At 72.1% G+C, this 18306-nt stretch carries 16 protein-coding genes and 1 pseudogene; 7 read left to right on the top strand and 10 right to left on the bottom strand.

Annotated elements, in window-relative coordinates; genetic code table 11:
- Positions 1-118 precede the first annotated feature (118 nt).
- Positions 119-895, top strand: coding sequence for a class I SAM-dependent methyltransferase (locus AB0H86_RS25315; protein WP_362442968.1), 777 nt, complete (start codon positions 119-121; stop codon positions 893-895).
- Here AB0H86_RS25315 and AB0H86_RS25310 read toward each other — a convergent pair.
- Positions 876-1628, bottom strand: coding sequence for an SDR family oxidoreductase (locus AB0H86_RS25310; protein WP_362442965.1), 753 nt, complete (start codon positions 1626-1628; stop codon positions 876-878). The two genes, AB0H86_RS25315 and AB0H86_RS25310, sit on opposite strands and share 20 nt — an antisense overlap.
- 139 nt (positions 1629-1767) lie before the next feature.
- Between AB0H86_RS25310 and AB0H86_RS25305 the strand changes: the two genes are divergently transcribed.
- The gene (locus AB0H86_RS25305; RefSeq protein ID WP_362442962.1) at positions 1768-2271 is read left to right on the top strand and encodes a MarR family winged helix-turn-helix transcriptional regulator; all 504 of its coding nucleotides are present in this window, start codon (positions 1768-1770) and stop codon (positions 2269-2271) included.
- A 175-nt stretch (positions 2272-2446) separates the two neighbouring features.
- On the opposite strand, the gene AB0H86_RS25300 is transcribed toward AB0H86_RS25305, so the two are convergent.
- Together AB0H86_RS25300 and AB0H86_RS25295 are read right to left on the bottom strand one after the other, a co-directional pair.
- Positions 2447-3436, bottom strand: a complete 990-nt coding sequence (locus AB0H86_RS25300; protein ID WP_362442959.1) for an alpha/beta hydrolase — start codon at positions 3434-3436, stop codon at positions 2447-2449.
- Positions 3437-3578: 142 nt separating this feature from the next.
- On the bottom strand, positions 3579-4538 hold the full coding sequence (locus tag AB0H86_RS25295) for a 2-dehydropantoate 2-reductase (RefSeq protein ID WP_362442956.1): 960 nt from the start codon (positions 4536-4538) through the stop codon (positions 3579-3581).
- Between the two features lie 117 nt (positions 4539-4655).
- Between AB0H86_RS25295 and AB0H86_RS25290 the strand changes: the two genes are divergently transcribed.
- A complete protein-coding gene (locus tag AB0H86_RS25290; RefSeq protein ID WP_030678302.1) occupies positions 4656-4886 on the top strand; it encodes a DUF2277 domain-containing protein in 231 nt (76 codons plus the stop codon).
- 13 nt (positions 4887-4899) lie between these two features.
- Here the strand turns inward: AB0H86_RS25290 and AB0H86_RS25285 are convergent, their stop codons facing one another.
- From AB0H86_RS25285 to AB0H86_RS25265, 5 genes are all read right to left on the bottom strand, one after another.
- A complete protein-coding gene (locus AB0H86_RS25285; protein ID WP_362442952.1) occupies positions 4900-5526 on the bottom strand; it encodes a VTT domain-containing protein in 627 nt (208 codons plus the stop codon).
- Positions 5527-5790: 264 nt separating this feature from the next.
- A complete protein-coding gene (locus tag AB0H86_RS25280) occupies positions 5791-6243 on the bottom strand; it encodes a DoxX family protein (RefSeq protein ID WP_362442950.1) in 453 nt (150 codons plus the stop codon).
- Positions 6244-6327: 84 nt separating this feature from the next.
- Positions 6328-8262 carry an FAD/NAD(P)-binding protein gene (locus AB0H86_RS25275; RefSeq protein WP_362442947.1) on the bottom strand — a complete coding sequence of 645 codons (1935 nt, stop codon included), beginning with the start codon at positions 8260-8262 and terminating at the stop codon, positions 6328-6330.
- 262 nt (positions 8263-8524) lie between these two features.
- Positions 8525-10186 carry an alkaline phosphatase D family protein gene (locus tag AB0H86_RS25270; RefSeq protein WP_362442944.1) on the bottom strand — a complete coding sequence of 554 codons (1662 nt, stop codon included), beginning with the start codon at positions 10184-10186 and terminating at the stop codon, positions 8525-8527.
- A gap of 168 nt (positions 10187-10354) precedes the next feature.
- On the bottom strand, positions 10355-10999 hold the full coding sequence (locus AB0H86_RS25265) for an HNH endonuclease family protein (RefSeq protein WP_362442941.1): 645 nt from the start codon (positions 10997-10999) through the stop codon (positions 10355-10357).
- Between the two features lie 406 nt (positions 11000-11405).
- Here AB0H86_RS25265 and AB0H86_RS25260 point away from each other — a divergent pair, with 406 nt between their 5' ends.
- Entirely contained in the window at positions 11406-11993 is a 588-nt protein-coding gene (locus tag AB0H86_RS25260) for a TMEM165/GDT1 family protein (protein WP_362442938.1), read from the top strand.
- A gap of 274 nt (positions 11994-12267) precedes the next feature.
- Positions 12268-12936, top strand: coding sequence for an HAD family hydrolase (locus tag AB0H86_RS25255; protein WP_362442935.1), 669 nt, complete (start codon positions 12268-12270; stop codon positions 12934-12936).
- Between the two features lie 48 nt (positions 12937-12984).
- Here AB0H86_RS25255 and AB0H86_RS25250 read toward each other — a convergent pair whose 3' ends face one another.
- Positions 12985-14277: a peptidoglycan-binding protein gene (locus AB0H86_RS25250; RefSeq protein ID WP_362442932.1), complete on the bottom strand. Its 1293-nt coding sequence runs from the start codon at positions 14275-14277 to the stop codon at positions 12985-12987.
- Between the two features lie 492 nt (positions 14278-14769).
- Between AB0H86_RS25250 and AB0H86_RS25245 the strand changes: the two genes are divergently transcribed.
- Positions 14770-16854, top strand: a complete 2085-nt coding sequence (locus AB0H86_RS25245; RefSeq protein ID WP_362442929.1) for an MFS transporter — start codon at positions 14770-14772, stop codon at positions 16852-16854.
- On the opposite strand, the pseudogene AB0H86_RS25240 reads toward AB0H86_RS25245, so the two are convergent.
- Positions 16847-17180, bottom strand: a pseudogene (locus AB0H86_RS25240) (GNAT family N-acetyltransferase). The gene AB0H86_RS25245 and the pseudogene AB0H86_RS25240 overlap by 8 nt on opposite strands.
- 253 nt (positions 17181-17433) lie before the next feature.
- Between AB0H86_RS25240 and AB0H86_RS25235 the strand changes: the two are divergent.
- A complete protein-coding gene (locus tag AB0H86_RS25235; protein WP_362442926.1) occupies positions 17434-18162 on the top strand; it encodes a hypothetical protein in 729 nt (242 codons plus the stop codon).
- Positions 18163-18306 lie beyond the last annotated feature (144 nt).

Here is an 18306-nt window from a genome sequence, read left to right as displayed (position 1 = left end):
TTCGGGTGGTTCATACGGACGGATGTGACTCACCCGCACCGGCACCTTCGTGCTCCGCCGGCTGAGTCCGGCGAAACGCGGTAGCTCTTCGGAACCGGCTCCGCATACGTTCGGCCGCATGGCTGACGACTGCTTCGCTCATCCACGACTCGCCGCGATCTACGATCCGCTCGACCCCGACCGCGGCGATCTCGACGCCTACCTCCGGATGGCGGAGGAGTTCGGGGCGCGTCAAGTCCTGGACATCGGCTGCGGCACAGGGGTGTTCGCCCTTCTCCTGGCCGACCGCGGGGTCGACGTCGTCGGCATCGATCCCGCCCAGGCATCCGTCGACGTCGCCCGGACCAAACCGGGCAGTGAGCGAGTGCGCTGGATCTGCGGTGACGCGACAGCCCTCCCGGCGGCCGAGGCGCCACTGCGGGTCGACCTGGCGACGATGACAGCGAACGTCGCCCAGGTCATCGTTGATCCACGCACCTGGCAGACGACATTGCGGGGGGCCTACGAGGCGCTACGGCCCGGCGGGCACCTGGTCTTCGAGACCCGTGATCCTGCCAGGCGCGCTTGGGAAGAGTGGACCCGCGAGAAGTCCTACCGCGTGACGGAGATCCCGGGCGTCGGCTCGGTCGAAAGCTGGGTCCAGCTGATGGAGGTGAGTCTGCCCCTGGTGACCTTCCGCCAGACCTATGTCTTCGCGGCGGACGGGCAGGTGCTGACCTCGGATTCGACACTGCGCTTCCGGGAGCGCGAAGAGGTCGGGACGGACCTGGTCGCGCACGGCTACCTGGTGCAAGACGTGCGCGACGCGCCTGACCGGCCAGGCAAGGAGTTCGTCTTCCTCGCACGACGCCCGGGCCACTTCACGGCGCCCTTCCTCAGCCGGGCAGGGCGCTGAGCTCGCCGCCGTCGGCGAACAGGATGGAGCCGTTGACGTAGCTGCTGGCCGGGCCGGCCAGGAACGAGGCGATGTCGGCGATCTCGCCGGGAGTGCCCGCCTTGCCGCGCGCGTTGGTCTTGTCCAGGACCGCGATGTGCTCGCCGAGCATCGCCGCGGTGCCCTCCGTGTGCACGGGCCCCGGAGACACGGCGTTGACGCGCACGCCGGACGGGCCGAACTCGGTGGCCCAGTAGCGGGTGAGGATCTCCACACCGGCCTTGGAGGCGCCGTAGGCCGCGCCGACCGGAGCGGGCATACGCGCCGCACTCGACCCGACCAGCACGATCGACCCCTGCCCGCGCCGGACCATGCCGGGCGCCAGCGCACCGACCAGCAGGAACGGGGCCCGCGTGTTGACCGCGATGTGGCGGTCGAAACTCGCGGCGTCGGTCGCGGGGGTCGGCGCGAACTCGTACAGGCCCGCGTTGCTCACCAGAATGTCCACGTCGCCGGCGCGCGAGGCCAGACGCAGTGTGTCCTCGGCGTCGGTGAGATCAGCGGCGACGAAACGGGCGGTGCCGCCCTCGTGTGCGATCTCCTTCGCCAGGGCCTCGCCGCGGCCTCGGTCACGCCCGTGCAGCACGACCTCGGCCCCCTGCCGGGCCAGGCATTGCGCGACGGCCTTGCCGATACCCGACGTCGCTCCGGTCACCAGTGCGGTGCTGCCCTGTAATGCGGTGCTGATGTTCATCGCGGTCCTTGTTGCCGTTGTCATGGCGCTTCAGCGTGCTGATCACACCCATGGCGCCCCTGCTCCGTCAACTATGCACAGCAGATGTTCTGTTCGCAAGAACATCTGTGGAGCAGCACTCGGGTGCTACATTGGGCGGGTGAGCGCACCGACTTCGAAAAACGACAAGCGGCGCGGCGAGGCCGAAGACCTGGCGCTGGACACCGATCTGGGCTGGGCGATCCGCATGGTGTCCACCGCGTTCAGCCGCGTCGCCACCGAATCCGTCTCCGAACTGCCCGGGGGGCCACGTGGCTACCTCGTACTGGTCGCCCTGGCCGGCGGCGAACCACCCTCGCAACTCGCTCTCGCCAAAGAGGTCAGCCTGGACCGCACAGTGATGACCTACCTGCTCGACGACCTCGAAGCACATGAACTCATCACCCGAAGGCCCGACCCTCGCGACCGACGTGCACGCCAGGTCCTCATCACCGACACCGGACGCACCCGGCTCAAGCAGGTACGACATGGCCTGTCCGCCGCCGAGGCACGCCTCCTCGCCGATCTGAGCGACCAGGACGCCGAGGCGCTGCGCACCCTCCTCTCCCGTGTCGCGAAGACCGCCCAGCGGGAGTCGCTCGCCCCCGAGGAAACGGACTGCTGAGCAGGGGGCAGCCCCTGCGGCTGTCCCGGCGCCGTCGGCGCCTGGAGTGACGCGTTCGACCTGGATCCGGGCCCGGTGATCGAGGCAATGGCGGGAGCCCGCGACCAACTGCCCGGGGAGGGCGGGTAGTTGGTCGCGGGCTCCCGACGGTGCGACGGTGCGGCGGTCCGACGGTCTAGGCGGGCAGCGCGGCCAGCCAGTCGAGCAGGTGGGTGTTGACCTCCTCGGGGCGTTCCTGCTGGATCCAGTGGCCGCAGCCGGCGAGGAGGTGGGCGGCGTGCAGGGCGGGCAGGGTGACGGGGAAGGCGTCGATCGCGTCGGACAGCCAGGTCGTCGAGGCGTCCAGGGAGCCGCCGAGGAACAGGGACGGCTGGGTGATCGGGGCGCCCGTGTGGTCGGCGAGGTCCTTCCAGTCAAGGTCCATCGCGCGGTACCGGTTCAGGGCGCCGGTCAGCCCCGTACGCTCGAACTCCCCGGCGTAGACGTCGAGTTCGTGCCCCCCGAGCCAGGCGGGCGCGCGGTCGGGGAAGCGGTCGCGCAAGGTGCAGCCCGGGCTCACGAAGTGCGGGTCGGGGGCGTCGGGCGCGGGCATGGTGTCGGCGGACAGGGCGGCGTAGAAACCGGCGAGCCAGCCGCGTACGTCCGGCTCGATCTCCCCCTCGGCCCGGCCCGGCTCCTGGAAGTAGGAGACGTAGAACTCCTCCTTCCCGCCGCCCAGTTGAGCGAAAATCTCGGTCGGGCGCGGGCCGCCGGGCGGGGTGTAGGGGACGCTCAGCAGGCCGACCGCGCGGAACACGTCGGGTCGCAGCAGGGCGGAGTGCGCGGCGATCGTCGCGCCCCAGTCGTGCCCGATGACCACCGCGGGCCGCCCGCCCAGTGCCTCGACGACGGCGACGTTGTCCGCCACCAGGTCCAGCATCCGGTACCCGTCCACGGCGTCCGGCTTCGCGGAACGCCCGTATCCGCGCACGTCCACAGCGACCGCGCGGTATCCGGCGGCGGCCAGCGCCGGCAGCTGGTGCCGCCACGAGTACCAGGACTCCGGGAATCCGTGCAGCAGCAGGACCAGCGGCCCCGTCCCCTGCTCCACCAGGTGGATCCGGCCGGCCGGGCCGTGAACCAGGCGGTGGGTGGCGTCCGTGAGCGGGGGGCCCGGCTGTGGCATGTGTCGTCCTCCGTACGTCTGGAGCACCGGCGGCCGAACCGCGGCGGCGCTACGTCTGCTCGTACGAACGATCCTGCGCCGGAGCCGGAGCCGGCGCGAATCTTCTTGCCGTTTCGGCAAATCGGCTGGGCGGGGAGTCCGCTCAGTGGCCGGCGTACCTCAACTCCTCGACCACACGGGCCGTTACCGGCGCCGGCACCCCGTGCCGCTCGGCCGCGCGCAGCAACGACCCGCCGATCGCGTCGAGTTCGAGCGGACGGCCCGCCTCCGCGTCCCGCTGCATCGACGACCTGGTGGCGGGCGGGAAGGCGTCGTAGCGGGCCAGGGCCTGCGCCGGATCCGCCGGACCGCCGCACGCGGAACTGATCGCGGCGGTCTCCTCCACCAGGGCGGTCAGTTCCTCGCGGTGGCGGGTACGGATGTCGCCGAGGGGGAGGCCGTAACGGGTCGTCAGCAGGGCGAGCGGCGCCAGGAACGACATCTTCGCCCACAGGGCCGCCGTCTCGTCGGCCAGGACCCTGGTGGTCGGACCCGCGGCGGTGAGCGCCTCCGCCAGGGCGTCGAGACGTTCGCGGGGCACCCCGTCGCCCGCCAGGTCCACCTCGGCGAACGGGCTGGCGTGCTCGATCACTCCCGGGGCCACGCGGGTCGACTCGACGCGGATGACGGTCGGGGCGACCCGGTCCGGGCGGTAGCGGGCGCGCAGGGTCGCCGGGTGTTCGACGCCGTTCAGGAGCGGTACGAGCAGGCCGTCGCCGAGTGCCGTGGGCGGGACGCGGTCGAGGGCGGCGTCCAGCGAGGTGTGCTTGACCGCGACCACGCACGCGTCGACCGGTTCGCGGAGGGTGGTGTCCGCCTCCACCCGGGCCGTGAAGTCGCCGTACCGTGCGCTGCGGACCTGGATTCCGGCCGTACGCAGGGTGGCGGCGGTCTCCGCACCGGCCAGGCAGATCACGCGGTGGCCGGACCTGGCCAGGAGCGCGGCGAGCAGGCCGCCGGTGCCGCCGGGGCCCAGGACGGCGACGGTGAGTTCCCGTGCCGCGTCGCTCGCGGTGTCGCTCGCCGTATCACTCGCGGTGTCGCTCGCCGTTTCGTGCGCCATGGTGGGGTCCTCTCATCGGTCGGCCCCTTCGTGGTGGCCGCCTGGAGTGATCATCGCAGGGGCGGGGTTGCGCGGACAGAGCGGACAGATGTCGGTCCGAGGGGCGAGACTGGGGGTATGTGCCGCAGCATCAAGACACTCCGTCCGCCCGTCCTGCCCGAGGAGGCGACGGAGGAGGACATTCGGGCCGCTGCCCTGCAGTACGTGCGGAAGGTGTCCGGCTTCCGGGCGCCGGCCGCGCACAACCAGGAGGTGTTCGACCGGGCTGTCGACGTGATCGCCGAGGCCACGGCCGAGTTGCTGGCCGGGCTGGAGGTAAGGGGAGCCCCCGCTCGGCGGGCCGGGTAGAGCCCGCCGCGGGCTACGGAACCTCGACCGCCTCCGGCTGCCGTCGCATCACGTACGCGGCCCCCGCGCCCGCGCCGAACAGCGCGAGGACCGACACTCCCGTCGCCAGCCAGGTCGCGCCCAGCCAGTGGGCCCCGAAGTAGCCGAGGGCGACGCTGTAGGCGGCCCAGGAGAAGCCGGCCAGCGCGGACCAGGGGAGGAAGTCGCGGGCGCGGCGGTGGGCGGCGCCGGCGCCCAGGGAGACGACCGAGCGGCCGGCCGGGGCGAAGCGGGCGAGGACGACCAGGGCGCCGCCGCCACGGGCCAGGGCCATGCCGAGACGTTCCTGCGCGCTGCTCAGCCGACGGGAGCGGGCGATCGCGCGGTCGAGGCGTGCGCCGCCGCGCCAGGCCAGGCGGTACGCCACCAGGTCGCCCAGCACGGACGCGGTGGTCGCGCAGAGCACCAGCCCCAGGATGTCGGGCACCTCGTGCGGAACCTGGCCGGTCGCCGCACCGGAGCCCGCGGCCGCCGCCGTGGCGGCCGTGATGACCAGGACGCCGCTCGGCAGGACCGGCAGGAACACGTCCAGGAGGACCGACAACGCGACCATGACATAGATCCAGGGGCTGCCGATCAACGCCCCCACACTCTCGAACACCGCGACTCCCCGTGATCCCCCCGTGGTCGGCCGTGCGGCGTCGCCGCGGGTGTCGCGGGGGTGCGGCAGGGGCGGCCCATAACAGCCATACAGCGTACGCCTGGGGCGTGACGGCCCATTGGCCGGGGGCTCGGGTGATCGGCACAGCGTGTTCACCTGGGCTGTCGTGGTCCGGGAGGAGTCCCGAAGCGGGCAGCGGAACGGCGCCCGTCCCGCGTGAGCCGCGCGGGAACGGACGCCGTGGTGCCGGGCGGACCGGCAGGGTCAGGCAGCCACCGGAGTCTGCTGCCTGGCGGGCTCCTCCGCGGCCGCCGAGCGCTTGGCGAGCAGCCGGTCCAGGCCGAAGGCGCCGGAGCCGGTGAACACCAGCAGCAGGAAGGCCCAGCAGAACATCGCCGCGCCCTCGCCGCTGTTCTCGATCGGCCACAGCGCGCCCGGCTGGTGCACCTTGAAGTACGCGTAGGCCATCGAGCCCGAGGAGATGAACGCGGCGGCCCGTGTGCCGAGGCCGATCAACACGAGGGTGCCGCCGATCAGTTCGATGACGGCCGCGTACCAGTTGGGCCAGGTACCGGCGTCGACCGTGGCACCGCTGCCGCCGGCGCCACCCAGGACGCCGAAGAGCGAGGCGGCGCCGTGGCAGGCGAAGAGCAGGCCGACGACGATACGGAACAGACCGAGGGCGTACGGCTGGGCGCTGTTGAGGCGTCCGGTCATGGTGGGGGGACTCCTTCGGTGGGCCGGTCCGGGGAGGGACCGGTCTGGGGGCGGAACCGAGCGGAGAACCCAGGTTAGGTGTGCCTAATCAATGCTTGCAAGTTCAACATTGGGCCAAGAGTTCGACTCTGTTTCCCCTCCTGTTTCGCCCACCACCGCACGTAGGACGCCTCTGGCCACCGCATCCGCGTCCGAAAGCGTGACCGAATCCACACCTGGCCGGGCTCCCGCCGCGGTCACCCAGTGCACCCCCTCCGTGGGGACTCCGAAGGCGAACCTCCTTGGGTGGGCGCGTCCCTGACGGTCGATCAGACGGTAGGGCCGCCGTGTCACGTCCAGCCCTCCGGTCTCGTAGCCGTCCACGATGTGCGGTCGGCACTGCCCGGTCTTCAGCAGCCGGGCGAGCAGGTCGTCGGCCGTCCGCCGCAGATCCGGCTCCGGGAGCCGCGCCTCTATGAGGATGCTCACGCGGACGCCGGAGCCCGGCACCTCGGGGGAGTGCGCCACCCAAGCCCCGTCCTCCTCGCGGACCTCCAGACGCGGCCCGAGCACCTCCACCACTCCCGCCGTCACCAGTGCGGCCAGTTCCTCGACGCGCCGCCGGGGCGGCCCGATGGACAGGAAGGCGTTGAGCGGGGTGTACCAGCGGTCCAGGTGGTCCCGGCGGGAGGTGCCCGCGAGTCCGCCGTGGTCGACGATCTGCCGCAGTTCGTTGCGCAGGTCGCGCAGCACGTCCAGGGCCGCCTTCAGCGGACCGGCGACATTGCCGAGCGCGGCCTGGGTGGCGTCCTCGCGCAGGTGGTCCAGCAGCCATTCCCGCCAGGCGCCGGGATCGGGGAAGGCGCGTCCCGCGTACGGGCGGGAGATCAGGTCCCAGGACCAGCGGTCGGACTCCGGCACGCCGAACTCGTCGAGTACGGCGGTCTCCTCGGGGCTGCCGTACGCGGTGGCGAGGAAACGGTCCCGGAAGGTCGTGGGCCCGAACTTGGTGGCCCAGAGTTCCGTGGCGCCGAACTCGCTGTCCCCGACGAGGCCTTCGTAGTAGACCGTCTCCACCTCCTTCGCCACCAGGGGCCATATCTCCGCGAGGAAGTCCGGGGCCTCGCCGGAGTCGGCGCGCTTGCGGAAGCGGGTGATCGTCTCGTCGGTGAGGATTCGCGGGAGGTGACGGCCGTAGGGGCCCTTCGCGTTGTCGCCGCGCGCCTGGTACGGGATGCCGCGCCGCGAGCCCGCGTACAGCCGCGGCTCGCGGCCGGAGGGGGTGTAGCGCAGCTCCTTGCCGTCGCGGACGAACCGGCCGCCGCGACCGGTCGTCAACAGGCTCATGTGATCGAAGAAGTTGAGGCCCAGGCCCCGCAACAGCACCGGTTCGCCGGGGGCGACGGGGGACAGGTCCACGTCGGCCGGGTTGGCGGGCGGGATGTGGCGCAGGCCGTGGCGTTCGGCGTACGCGGTGTGCCGCCGGACCGCCGGGTCCGCGACGACCGGCAGATGGCCCTGGGCGAGGACGACGGCGGACAGACCGGACAGGACGCGGCCGTCGTCGAGGGTGAGGGACTGACGGCCGTCGGGCGTGTCGTCCAGCCGCACCGCGCGTGCCGTGTGTGTCTCGACGCACAGCCCCGGCGCCGCCTCCCGCGCCGCCCGCGCGAACACCCACTCCAGGTACCGGCCGTACTGGGCGCGGGTCGGGTATTCGTCCGGGCCGAGCGTGCCGCCCGCCCACTCGTGCAGGCTGGGGCCCGGCCGGATCGGTCCCGAGCAGTCCACGCTGTCGTCGGTGAACAGGGTCACCTGCGAGGCCACGGTGTTCATCAGCAGCTCGGACGACTGCGCGGTGCGCCAGACGCGGCCGGCGCCGGGCGCCGCCGGGTCGACGACGTGGACCGTCAACCGGGCGCCGGGCGGGAGGAGTTCCGGTGCGGAGGCGCACAGGCGCTCCAGGACACTGGTACCGCGCGGCCCCGCGCCGACCAGGGCGACGGAGACGGGTACGTGGTCCGTGGTCGGTGCGGGCAAGGGCGGTACTCCCGGGCGTGTGGGGCGCGTGACGGGCTCGTTCGCGACGGAGAGGCGGCGGAGTCGCGGCGGGCGGGGGCAGCGGCGGGAAGCTGGAGAGGTCGGGGCGGTGGCTGGAGGCGGTCGGAGGGATGGCTGAAGCGGAGCGTCCGCCTCATCATGCCGTCGGCTGCCACGGGAGCCGACCCCCGGGGGTCTGGACTGTGGGGCGCGTCACGAGCATCACGGGTCACGGGCACAACAAACGGCCCCAACACGTCGATTACGGGACGAGATCGGACTCCACGACCGTCTCCAGTCGGGGCTTCTCCCCGCGCGGCTCCTGCGCCTGCTCCAGCCGCAGCCGGGCCGAACGGCCGCGCAGGGTCAGTGTCATCAGCTGGTTGCCGAACCAGGGGCCGCCCGTCTTCCGCCAGCTGACCGCCGGCCGGCCACAGCGGCCGTGCCGGGCGAAGCGCCGGCCGAGAACCCGGGCCACCGCGCTCCAGCCGAAGCGGAAGCCGAGCCTTATCGACAGCGGGATGGAGTTGTGGACGGGGGAGCAGGTCAGTTGAAGGACACGGGCGTCCGGCGCCCCCGAATGCGCCTCCGAAGACTCCCCCGAAGGCCACTTCGCCTCGGCCACGTACGCGTGGTGCACGTCCCCGGACAGCACCAGCACGGTGGCCGGCGCGGCCGGTCCCGAACCGACCTCGGCGATCAGCGCCGCCAGCGCGTCGAAGGACGCCGGGAAGGCCGCCCAGTGCTCCAGGTCGGCCTTGCGGCGCAGGTCCTCGCCGAAGCGGGCCCAGCGGGCGCCCTTGTCGCCCCGGCACAGTGACGCGTTCCACGCCTCGGCGTCGTGCACCAGGTGGGGCAGCAGCCAGGGCAGCGAGGTACCGATGAGGAGATGGTCGTACGACTCCCGCGTGTCCAGCGCCTGCTCGCGCAGCCACCGCTGCGAGCCGGCGTCGAGCATCGAGCGGTTCTCCTCGGCGAGGACGCGGGCCGCCCTGCTGTCCACCATCAGCAGCCGGACCCGGCCGAAGTCGCGCCGGTAGCTCCAGCGCACCGCCGCCGCGTCGGCGTCGGCCTCGGCGGCGAAGGCACGCAGCGCGTCGGTGCCGTCGGGAGCCCCGAGCACGGCCGCGTACAGCGGGTCGGTGGCCAGTTCGTCGAGCGACAGGTTCCCCAGGTGCTGGTGCACCCAGTACGACATCAGGCCGCTCATCAGCCGCTCCTGCCACCAACCGGTCTCCCGCATGTCCCGGAGCCAGGCGGCGGAGGTGTTCCAGTCGTCGATGACGTCGTGGTCGTCGAAGATCATGCAGCTGGGCACGGTGGACAGCAGCCAGCGGACCTCGGGGTCGAGCCAGGACTCGTAGTAGAGGTGGGTGTACTCCTCGTAGTCCGCGACCTCGCTGCCCGGCGGGTCGCCCAGGTCGCGGCGGGCGGCGAGCCAGCGACGGGTCGCCGGGGAGGTCTCGTCGGCGTACACCTGGTCGCCCAACAGCAGCAGCACGTCGGGCCGTTCGCCCTCCGGGTCGCCCGCGATACGGGCGGCGAGGGTGTCCAGGGCGTCCGGTCCTACCGGGTCCTTCTCGCCTGCCGGGGGCGCGGCCCAGCGGCAGGAGCCGAAGGCGACGCTGACGGCGGCGCCCTCGCTCGGGGTGTGGATGACGGAGTCCGGGAAGGCGGAGTCCGGCAGCGGCCACACCCGCTTGCCGTCCAGGAACACCTCGTAGGACCGCGTGGTGCCCGGGGTGAGGCCGGTCACGGGGACGAGGGCGTAGTGATGGCCCTCGATCTGGAAGGAGCGGGCCTCGCCGCCGGTGCCGTCCGCACAGCGCACCTCGGCGGCGCAGGGACGACTCGTCTCGACCCACACGGTCGCGGACGAGCCGTCGACATACCTCAGCAGTGGTCCCAGGCGCAGTCCCGCCACGTGATCGCCCTCCTCCGTCGCCCCGTACGGTACGGAACAACGGAGGTGGTCGGCGAGGTTCCGGGGATCACGGTTCGGGAATTCCGGTGTGCGGATCCTGTGTCAGCGGCGCACGAAACGGGCGTCGAGGGCTCGGGAGACCAGGAGCCGGCGACCGGCCGAGTGCTGTCAGCAGCTCGCCAGGTAGCTCGTGAGCGCGCTCTTCTCGGCCGAGTCGACCGAGAGGCCGTAGTAGTACTTCACCTGGACCCAGGCGCGGACGTAGGTGCAGCGGTAGGCCGTGCGCGACGGCATCCATTCGGCCGGGTCCTGGTCGCTCTTGGACTGGTTGACGTTGTCGGTGACGGCGATCAGCTGCGGGCGGGTCAGGTCGTTGGCGAAGGACTGGCGCCGGGCGGTCGTCCAGCCGCTCGCACCGGAGTCCCAGGCCTCGGCGAGCGGGATGAGGTGGTCGATGTCGAGGTCGGAGGCGGCGGTCCAGGTGGCGCCGTCGTACTCGGAGTACCAACTGCCGCTGGTGGCGGCGCAGGCGGAGTCCTGGACGACGTTCGTGCCGTCGCGCTTGAGGACGACCTCGCGCGTGTTGCAGGTGCCGGACTGGGTGATCCAGTGCGGGAACAGGTCGCGGTCGTAGCCGGTGCGGTCCTCGGTGGCCACGGTGAGCGAGGCGAGGTAGGTGCGGGCGGTGGCGGCGCTGACCGGGGTGGGGAGGGCGGCGGACGCGGTCGGGCCGTTGAACAGCGCGACGGAAGTCATGACTCCGGTGAGCGCCGCGAGTATGCTGAGCCGTCGACGCGCGTAGAACTTCGGCATGCGAACTCCCTTGGGGTGGGGGGGCGTTGGAGTGCGAGCCAGGACATGCTCGCCGCTCCGCATTGCGGGGAGATGTGCGTACGGTGAGAAGTTAGTGACGTGAGCATGACACGACAAGACATGTGACGTGAGGGCTTCGCGTACGATGGACGGCGCAGAAGGGGAGTAGCTCTTCGCCGGACCGTCGACATACTGCTCAGCTCGCCTGAGCCGGCGCCCGGAGGCGGACCTCGGATCCTGTGGATCGTGGGGTCGGCCAGCGAGACCTTCGGCAAGCAGTACACGCCCGTGCCGTTCCGGTACGGGTGATGAGTGTGCTGCCGTGCCGAGGTGTCGCTTCGAAGTCCCGAAAGTCTTCGAAAGGCTCAGCACTCTCGGCGGGGCGGCCCCGACCGATTGAGGAACCTTGATCAGCTTCACCGTGACGGCGGTCGTCTTCGGCGTCGTCTTCCTCGCCGAACTGCCGGACAAGACCGCGCTCGCCGGCCTCGTCCTCGGCACCCGCTACCGCGCCTCCTACGTCTTCGCGGGCGTCGCCGCCGCCTTCGCGCTGCATGTCGTGCTCGCCGTCGCGGCCGGCAGTGTGCTGACCCTGCTGCCGCAGCAGGTCGTGCACGCGGTGACGGGCGTGCTGTTCCTGGGCGGCGCGGCCGTGCTTCTGAGGACGAAGGACGAGGGTGACGGCGACGCGGAGATCCGCAAGCCGGAGAACCAGTCCTTCTGGAAGGTCGCCGGCGCGGGATTCATGCTCATCCTGGTCGCCGAGTTCGGCGATCTGACCCAGATCATGACGGCCAACCTCGCCGCCCGCTACGACGACCCGATCTCCGTCGGTCTTGGTGCGGTGCTAGCGCTGTGGGCGGTGGCCGGACTCGGCATCGTCGGCGGAAAGGCGCTGATGAAGAGGGTGCCGCTGCGGCTCATCACCAAGATCGCGGCGGTGCTGATGCTGGGGCTCGGGGTGTGGAGCCTGTGGGAGGCGGTGGCCGGCTGAGGGGCGTCCGGGGCCGTCGGCTGAGCGCCATGGGTCCGTCGGTCGAGCGCCATGGGTCCGCCGGTCGAGCGCCATGTGCCCGCCGGTCGAGCTGAACTTCGGGTGAACCTTATTCGGGAGACGGTAGCGGGAAGCCGTACTTGTTTGTACCGTAGAGAAACAAAGTGGCTCCCGCCTGTTCTCCCTGACCGGCGGGCGGGACCACCTTGTCTCTCTTCGGGGGACAGTGGGAAACATTCCAGCGCCCCCTCGCCACCGTGCCTTGGAGCTGCCGATGACGGCCACCGTCGCGCCCACCGTGCTCACCGCCCGCGCCCTCCTGCTGGACATGGACGGCACGCTCGTCAACTCGGACGCCGTCGTCGAACGGATCTGGCGTCGCTGGGCCGAACGGCACGGGCTGGACGGGGGCGAGATCCTGAAGGTCGTCCACGGCCGGCAGGGCCACGCCTCGATGGCGCTGCTGCTGCCCAACCGCCCCGTGGAGCAGAACCACGCCGACAACGCGCGCATGCTCGCCGAGGAGACGGCGGACATGAACGGTGTCGTCGCGATCCCGGGCGCGCCGGAGTTCCTCGCGTCCCTGCGAGGCCTGCCGCACGCCCTGGTGACCTCCGCCGACGTCCCGCTGTCCACCGCGCGCATGGCCGCGGCGGGGCTGGACCTGCCCGACGTCCGTGTCACCGCCGAGTGCGTCGGCGCGAGCAAGCCCGACCCCGAGGGGTTCCTCAAGGGCGCCGCGGGACTCGGCGTCGCCCCCGCCGACTGCGTCGTCTTCGAGGACTCCGCCGCCGGCATCCAGGCCGGCCGCGACGCCGGGATGCGGGTCGTCGGGGTCGGCCCGAGGGCGGGCTTCCACCGGCCGGACGCGCTGGTGCGGGACCTGACGGGGGTGCGGGTGGAGTCGGCGGGGGACGGGGTCATCCGGCTGTACGTCGGCTAGGGACGTCGGCTGGGGTCGGCTCTCCTTCCTCGGAGGGGCCGGCCGGGCCTACGGCTCCGAGGTCTCCTTCTCCAGTGCGGTGCGGGTCTCATGGTCGTAGACGCCGGGGTTGTCGCCGCCGACGCCACGGGACAACTGGTAGGTGCGCAGCGAGTCCTCGACCTGGGTGCTGAAGTCGCCGTCGGTCTCGCCGTTGTACAGGTACCGCTGGTGCAGGCGCTCCTGGAGCTCGGTGACCTCCGGACCACTGTCACCGCGGCGCAGGACGGGAACGCTCCGGTCGTCGTTCTCGCCCTCTTCCGCGGAGCCCGCGCCTACACCCGCGCCGTCGGTGGCGGTGCTCGTCGGGCTCCCGGTCGCGGAGGCGGCGGTCGGGCTCGGCGAGGGGCTGGACGCGGACACCGAGGGTGACGAGGAGAGCGAAGGGCTCGCGCTGGTCGGGGGCGGAGTGGCGGACGTCGGTGGCGCCGACGGGCTCTCCGTGTCCGGGGACACCGACGCCGCGCTGGTCGAGGCGTCCGGGACAGCCGCCCTGACCTCCTCCGGCGGGGCGCCTTCCCGCGCGGGTGTCTCGTACGCGAACAGCCCACTGGCCAGCCCGGCGGCCGCCACCACGGCGACGACGGCCCCACCGACGGCGAACAGAGCGGTACGGCGACGCCGACGCGCACTCCGCTCGCCCTCGACCGGCCGGTACCCGACGGTCACGTCCTCGTCGCCCGTACCGCCCCCCGCACTGCCTGCCTCGAATATCCGCAGGTCGTTGACGCTGGGCGTGGTGGCCGGGGGCGCCAAGGGGGTCGGCAGCACGGACGTCACGTCGACGGCCGGCGCGGCGGGGGCCGGGCTGGCGGCGGGCAGCAGGGCGGTGGCATCGGCTGCGCCCGGCATGTCCCCGGCGGCTGTGCCCGGCGCCCTCGCCGGATCCGTGGCGGGCAGCGCCGCTGCGGCGTCGACGGTGGGGAGCAAGGCGGTCGTGTCGGCCGCGCCGGGCACGGCGGCGGGATGCGCCGCACCCGGGGCAACGGTCGGCCCGCCGGCGGGCGGCGCGTCTGCGGCGCGGGGCGTGTCGGCCGCGTCCACCGTGGGCAACAAAGCGGTCGCGTCGCCCGCGGACTGCGCGGAGGCCGCGTCGGCGCCGGGACGAGCGGACTTCGGGTCCACGGCGCGCAGCATGACGGTGGCGTCCGGGTCGGGCCGGGCGGGGTTCGGTGTGGTGGGCGTCGTGTGACGGCCTGTGACGGTGGGCCAGGGGTCGCGTCTCTCGGAATCCGCGTCTACGCGGGGAAGCGCCGTGGTCGCGTCCAGGTCGGTCGAGGCGGCGGGCGGGGCGGTAGGCAAGCCGTCAGGCAGGCCGCCAGGCGCCACGCCGGCCGATGCCGCTGCCGCCGTGCCACCCATCACTCCAGCCCTGCCCCCCGACGCCGCCCCCAACGTCTCTTCCGGCCCCGGTTCCAGCTCCCCCTCAGGACCCGGATCCGGCTCCCTCTCCGGCTCCAGCTCCACATATGGCCGTATCCGCAGCGGATCGAAGTCCTCCGCCGCTGCCGCCTCTGCCGTGCGCGCGTCGCGCAGGGCGTCGGACGCTCGTCGGGTGCAGCCGCATGACGGGGTGTTGTCGGCTGCCCTGGGCGTTCCGCACTCCGGGCACAGGTGCCCCTTCGGCTCGTTCACGTGTTCGTCCCTCCCCTCGCGAACTTCAGAGATTATGCAGATCTTCTCCACATCGTCGCCCCGAGCCCCCGGAATGCCGGCTTCCAAAGGGACTCAACAGGCCATAACCGGCCACACCGATCACGATGGAACTCGAAACGGGACGCTCAGGAGGACTTCATGGCCGGGGACGCGCACGCTGTGACCGGGAAGGCGGGAGACGGGCAAGACGGGCAAGACGGGTACGACGGGCGAGGTGGGCGGGAAAGGCACGTGCCCGGCAACGTCCTCGTCTCCATCGGCGCCCTGCTTCTCGGGATGCTGCTCGCCGCCCTTGACTCGACCATCGTGTCGACGGCGCTGCCCACCATCGTCAGTGAGCTCGGCGGCCTGGACCACCTGTCCTGGGTGGTGACCGCGTACCTGCTCGCCTCGACCGCCGCGACCCCGCTGTGGGGCAAACTCGGCGACCAGTACGGGCGCAAGCGGCTGTTCCAGCTCGCGATCGTGATCTTCCTGGTGGGCTCGGCGCTGTGCGGCGCCGCGCAGAACATGCCCCAGCTGATCGCCTTCCGGGCCCTGCAGGGGCTCGGCGGCGGTGGGCTGATGGTGTTGTCCATGGCGATCGTGGGGGACCTCGTCCCGCCCCGCGAACGCGGCCGCTACCAGGGGATGTTCGGTGCCGTCTTCGGGACGACCAGCGTGCTCGGTCCGCTTCTCGGCGGGTTGTTCACCGAGCATCTGAGCTGGCGCTGGGTCTTCTACGTCAACCTGCCCGTCGGCGTCGTCGCCCTCGCCGTGATCGCCACCGTCCTGCGTATCCCGCGCACATCCACGCGGCACGTCATCGACTACCTCGGCACGTTCCTGATCGCGTCCGTCGCCACCTGCCTGGTGCTGGTGGCGTCCCTGGGCGGTACGACATGGGGCTGGGGCTCGCCGCAGATCGTGGGCCTCGCGGTGCTGGGCGTCGTACTCGCCGTCGCGTTCGTGGCCGTCGAGCGGCGGGCCGCCGAACCGGTCCTGCCCCTCAAGCTGTTCCGGATCCGCACCTTCGCCCTGTCCGCCGTCATCAGCTTCGTCGTCGGCTTCGCGATGTTCGGCGCGATGACCTATCTGCCGACCTTCCTCCAGGTCGTCCAGGGCGTCACCCCGACCCTGTCCGGTGTGCACATGCTGCCGATGGTGCTCGGTCTGCTGCTGGCGTCGACGTTCTCCGGACAGGTCGTCAGCCGCACCGGCCGCTGGAAGGTGTTCCCGGTCGTCGGCACCGGCGTGACGACCCTCGGCCTGCTCCTCCTCCACCGGCTCGACGAGCACAGCTCCACCGCCGCCATGAGCGGCACCTTCTTCGTGTTCGGGCTGGGCCTCGGCCTGGTCATGCAGGTCCTCGTCCTGATCGTGCAGAACGCCGTCTCGTACGAGGATCTCGGCGTCGCCACCTCCGGCGCGACCTTCTTCCGGTCCATCGGCGCCTCCTTCGGCGTCGCCGTCTTCGGCACCGTCTTCGCGAACCTGCTCGGCGACAGACTGGCCGACGCCTTCAGAGGCACCCAGCTCCCGCCCGGCGTCTCGGTGGGAGCGCTGGAGTCCGACCCGCGCGGTATCGCCGCCCTGCCGGCCGACCTGCGCACGCCGGCCCTGCACGCGTACGCCTCGTCCATCACCGACGTGTTCCTGTACGCCGCTCCCGTCGCCGTCCTCGGCTTCGTGCTGGCCTGGTTCCTCAAGGAGGACAGGCTGCGCGGCTCGGTCACGGCCCCGGACGTCACGGAGACCCTCGCCAGCAACCCGGTGGAGCGGTCGTCGTACGACGAGGTGTGCCGCGCGCTGTCCGTGCTCGGCACGCGTGAGGGCCGGCGCGAGATCTACCGGAAGATCACCGCACGCGCCGGGTACGACCTGCTGCCCGCGGCGAGCTGGATGCTGCTGCGGATCAAGAGGTACGGCCGGGTCGAGCCGGCCCTGCTCGCCGAACGCACCACCGTCCCGCTGACCGTCGTCATAGAGGCCGCCCGCCAGATCGAGGAGCGGCGGCTGGCCGAACGCCAGGGCCTCGACCTCGTACTGACCGAGCAGGGGAGCGAGGTCGCCGACCGGCTCTCCGAGGCCCGCGCGCAGTCGCTGGCCGAACTCCTCGGCGACTGGTGGGGCCCGGACCGGCCGACGGACCTGACGCAGCTGGTGAACGAGCTCAACACCGAGCTGTGCGGGTCGGAGGCGGAACGTCCGCACGACGGGCGCCCGGAGCCCCGGTTCAGCTGAGGTTCCTGCGGAACCAGTGCTCGGCCGACACGTCGTCGTTGTACGCCTCGGTCTCCTCGTAGCCGAGCCCGGGCGCCGCCCTTGCCGCGCAGGCCCTCGTGAACGAACACCCGGGTGAGCTCGGCGGTGCCGCCCTCCAGCAGCCGTACGCCCGCACTGCCGGCCACTTCGCCGCCGTACCGACCGACCAGCAACTGGCCGCTGGGCGGCGTGAGTTCGGCACCGGTGCGGGCGGCGATCTCCCGCTCCAGCTCGGCGGCGACGGGGGAGTCGAAGGGCTCCGGGGCGATGGTCGAGGCCGTCGAGGCTGTCGAGGCCGCCGTCATTCGTCATGGCGGGCATTGTGGGGCGACGCTCTTCCGGGGCCGCAACCGAAATATGGGTGACTCGTCCCGGGAGTCAAAGGCGTTTCAGGGGCACCTTCCTGGTGTCCTCTTCCTTGCGTCGATCGGGCCTCTGCCGAATCGGCACGCGGTCGACACGTATACGGAGACCGTTTGAGAGGCGTCGCCCGGGCAACCCGGAGGAGGAACCGGCCCGAACGGAAAGCCGGTTGGGCCGAGAACCCGGAAGGCATTCATGTCCACAGGCGTGATCATCGCTCTGATCGTGATAGTGGCGGCAGTCGTCATCGTCGCGGCCGTCCTGGCTCTGCGGGCCCGGCGCGGTCCCGGCGGCCAGAACCTGAAGCGGCGGTTCGGCCCCGAGTACGACCGGGCCGTGGCCCGGCACGACGGGGACACCAGGGCCGCCGAGCACGAACTCACCGAGCGCGTGGAACGGCACGGGTCGCTCCGTGAGCGGCCGCTGGAGCCGGGCCGACGCGAGCAGTACGAGGCTCGCTGGACGGCAGCCCAGGAACGCTTCGTCGACTCGCCGCGGGAGGCCGTCGCCGAGGCGGACCGGCTGCTGGCCGAGCTGGCCGGCGCCCGGGGCTTCCCCGACGGCGCGCAGTACGAGGAACAAGTCGCCGCGCTGTCGGTGCACCACGCGCACCATGTGCACGGCTACCGGCGCGTACACCGCGTCGCCCGTGCGGACGTGGTCGCCGGGCACGACGGTGACGGCCACGCCGGCACCGAGGAGATGCGCGAGGCCATGGTCGAGGCCCGGGCCCTGTTCGAGGACCTGGTGAGCCCGGCCCGGCACGAGAACCACCGCGATCACAGCGACCAGCGGGACCACAAGGACCACCGGGCCCAGGCCCGGGAGTCCGTCGAACCGACCGACGGCGGTACGGCGCCCGCCCGCAACCACGGGCGCGCCCACCTGCCCGGATTCACCAGGCGCCACGCGAAGGGGAGTTGATCGACATGACGGACGCAACTACCGGCCCGGGCGCAGAGGGTGCCCCGCGCGACGGAAAGCCGAGGGGCCGGGCGACCCGCCCCGCGACACCCCCCGGCCACGACCCGGCGACGGACCCGCCCACGGCGATCCCGCACGCCGAGC

The organism is Streptomyces sp. NPDC050997 (genome assembly GCF_040660135.1).
Lineage (GTDB): Bacteria > Actinomycetota > Actinomycetes > Streptomycetales > Streptomycetaceae > Streptomyces.
The sequence above is the reverse complement of the archived record's forward strand: the minus strand, read 5'-3'. Positions and strand labels throughout refer to the sequence as shown.

Excerpts from the sequence above, each read along its gene's own strand:
- AB0H86_RS25235 (WP_362442926.1), top strand. The coding sequence starts at position 17,434 with ATGTCCACAGGCGTGATCATCGCTCTGATCGTGATAGTGGCGGCAGTC.
- AB0H86_RS25265 (WP_362442941.1), bottom strand. The coding sequence starts at position 10,999 with ATGCCGAAGTTCTACGCGCGTCGACGGCTCAGCATACTCGCGGCGCTC.
- AB0H86_RS25300 (WP_362442959.1), bottom strand. The coding sequence starts at position 3,436 with ATGCCACAGCCGGGCCCCCCGCTCACGGACGCCACCCACCGCCTGGTT.
- AB0H86_RS25310 (WP_362442965.1), bottom strand. The coding sequence starts at position 1,628 with ATGAACATCAGCACCGCATTACAGGGCAGCACCGCACTGGTGACCGGA.
- AB0H86_RS25280 (WP_362442950.1), bottom strand. The coding sequence starts at position 6,243 with ATGACCGGACGCCTCAACAGCGCCCAGCCGTACGCCCTCGGTCTGTTC.
- AB0H86_RS25315 (WP_362442968.1), top strand. The coding sequence starts at position 119 with ATGGCTGACGACTGCTTCGCTCATCCACGACTCGCCGCGATCTACGAT.
- AB0H86_RS25295 (WP_362442956.1), bottom strand. The coding sequence starts at position 4,538 with ATGGCGCACGAAACGGCGAGCGACACCGCGAGTGATACGGCGAGCGAC.
- AB0H86_RS25245 (WP_362442929.1), top strand. The coding sequence starts at position 14,770 with ATGGCCGGGGACGCGCACGCTGTGACCGGGAAGGCGGGAGACGGGCAA.
- AB0H86_RS25255 (WP_362442935.1), top strand. The coding sequence starts at position 12,268 with ATGACGGCCACCGTCGCGCCCACCGTGCTCACCGCCCGCGCCCTCCTG.
- AB0H86_RS25290 (WP_030678302.1), top strand. The coding sequence starts at position 4,656 with ATGTGCCGCAGCATCAAGACACTCCGTCCGCCCGTCCTGCCCGAGGAG.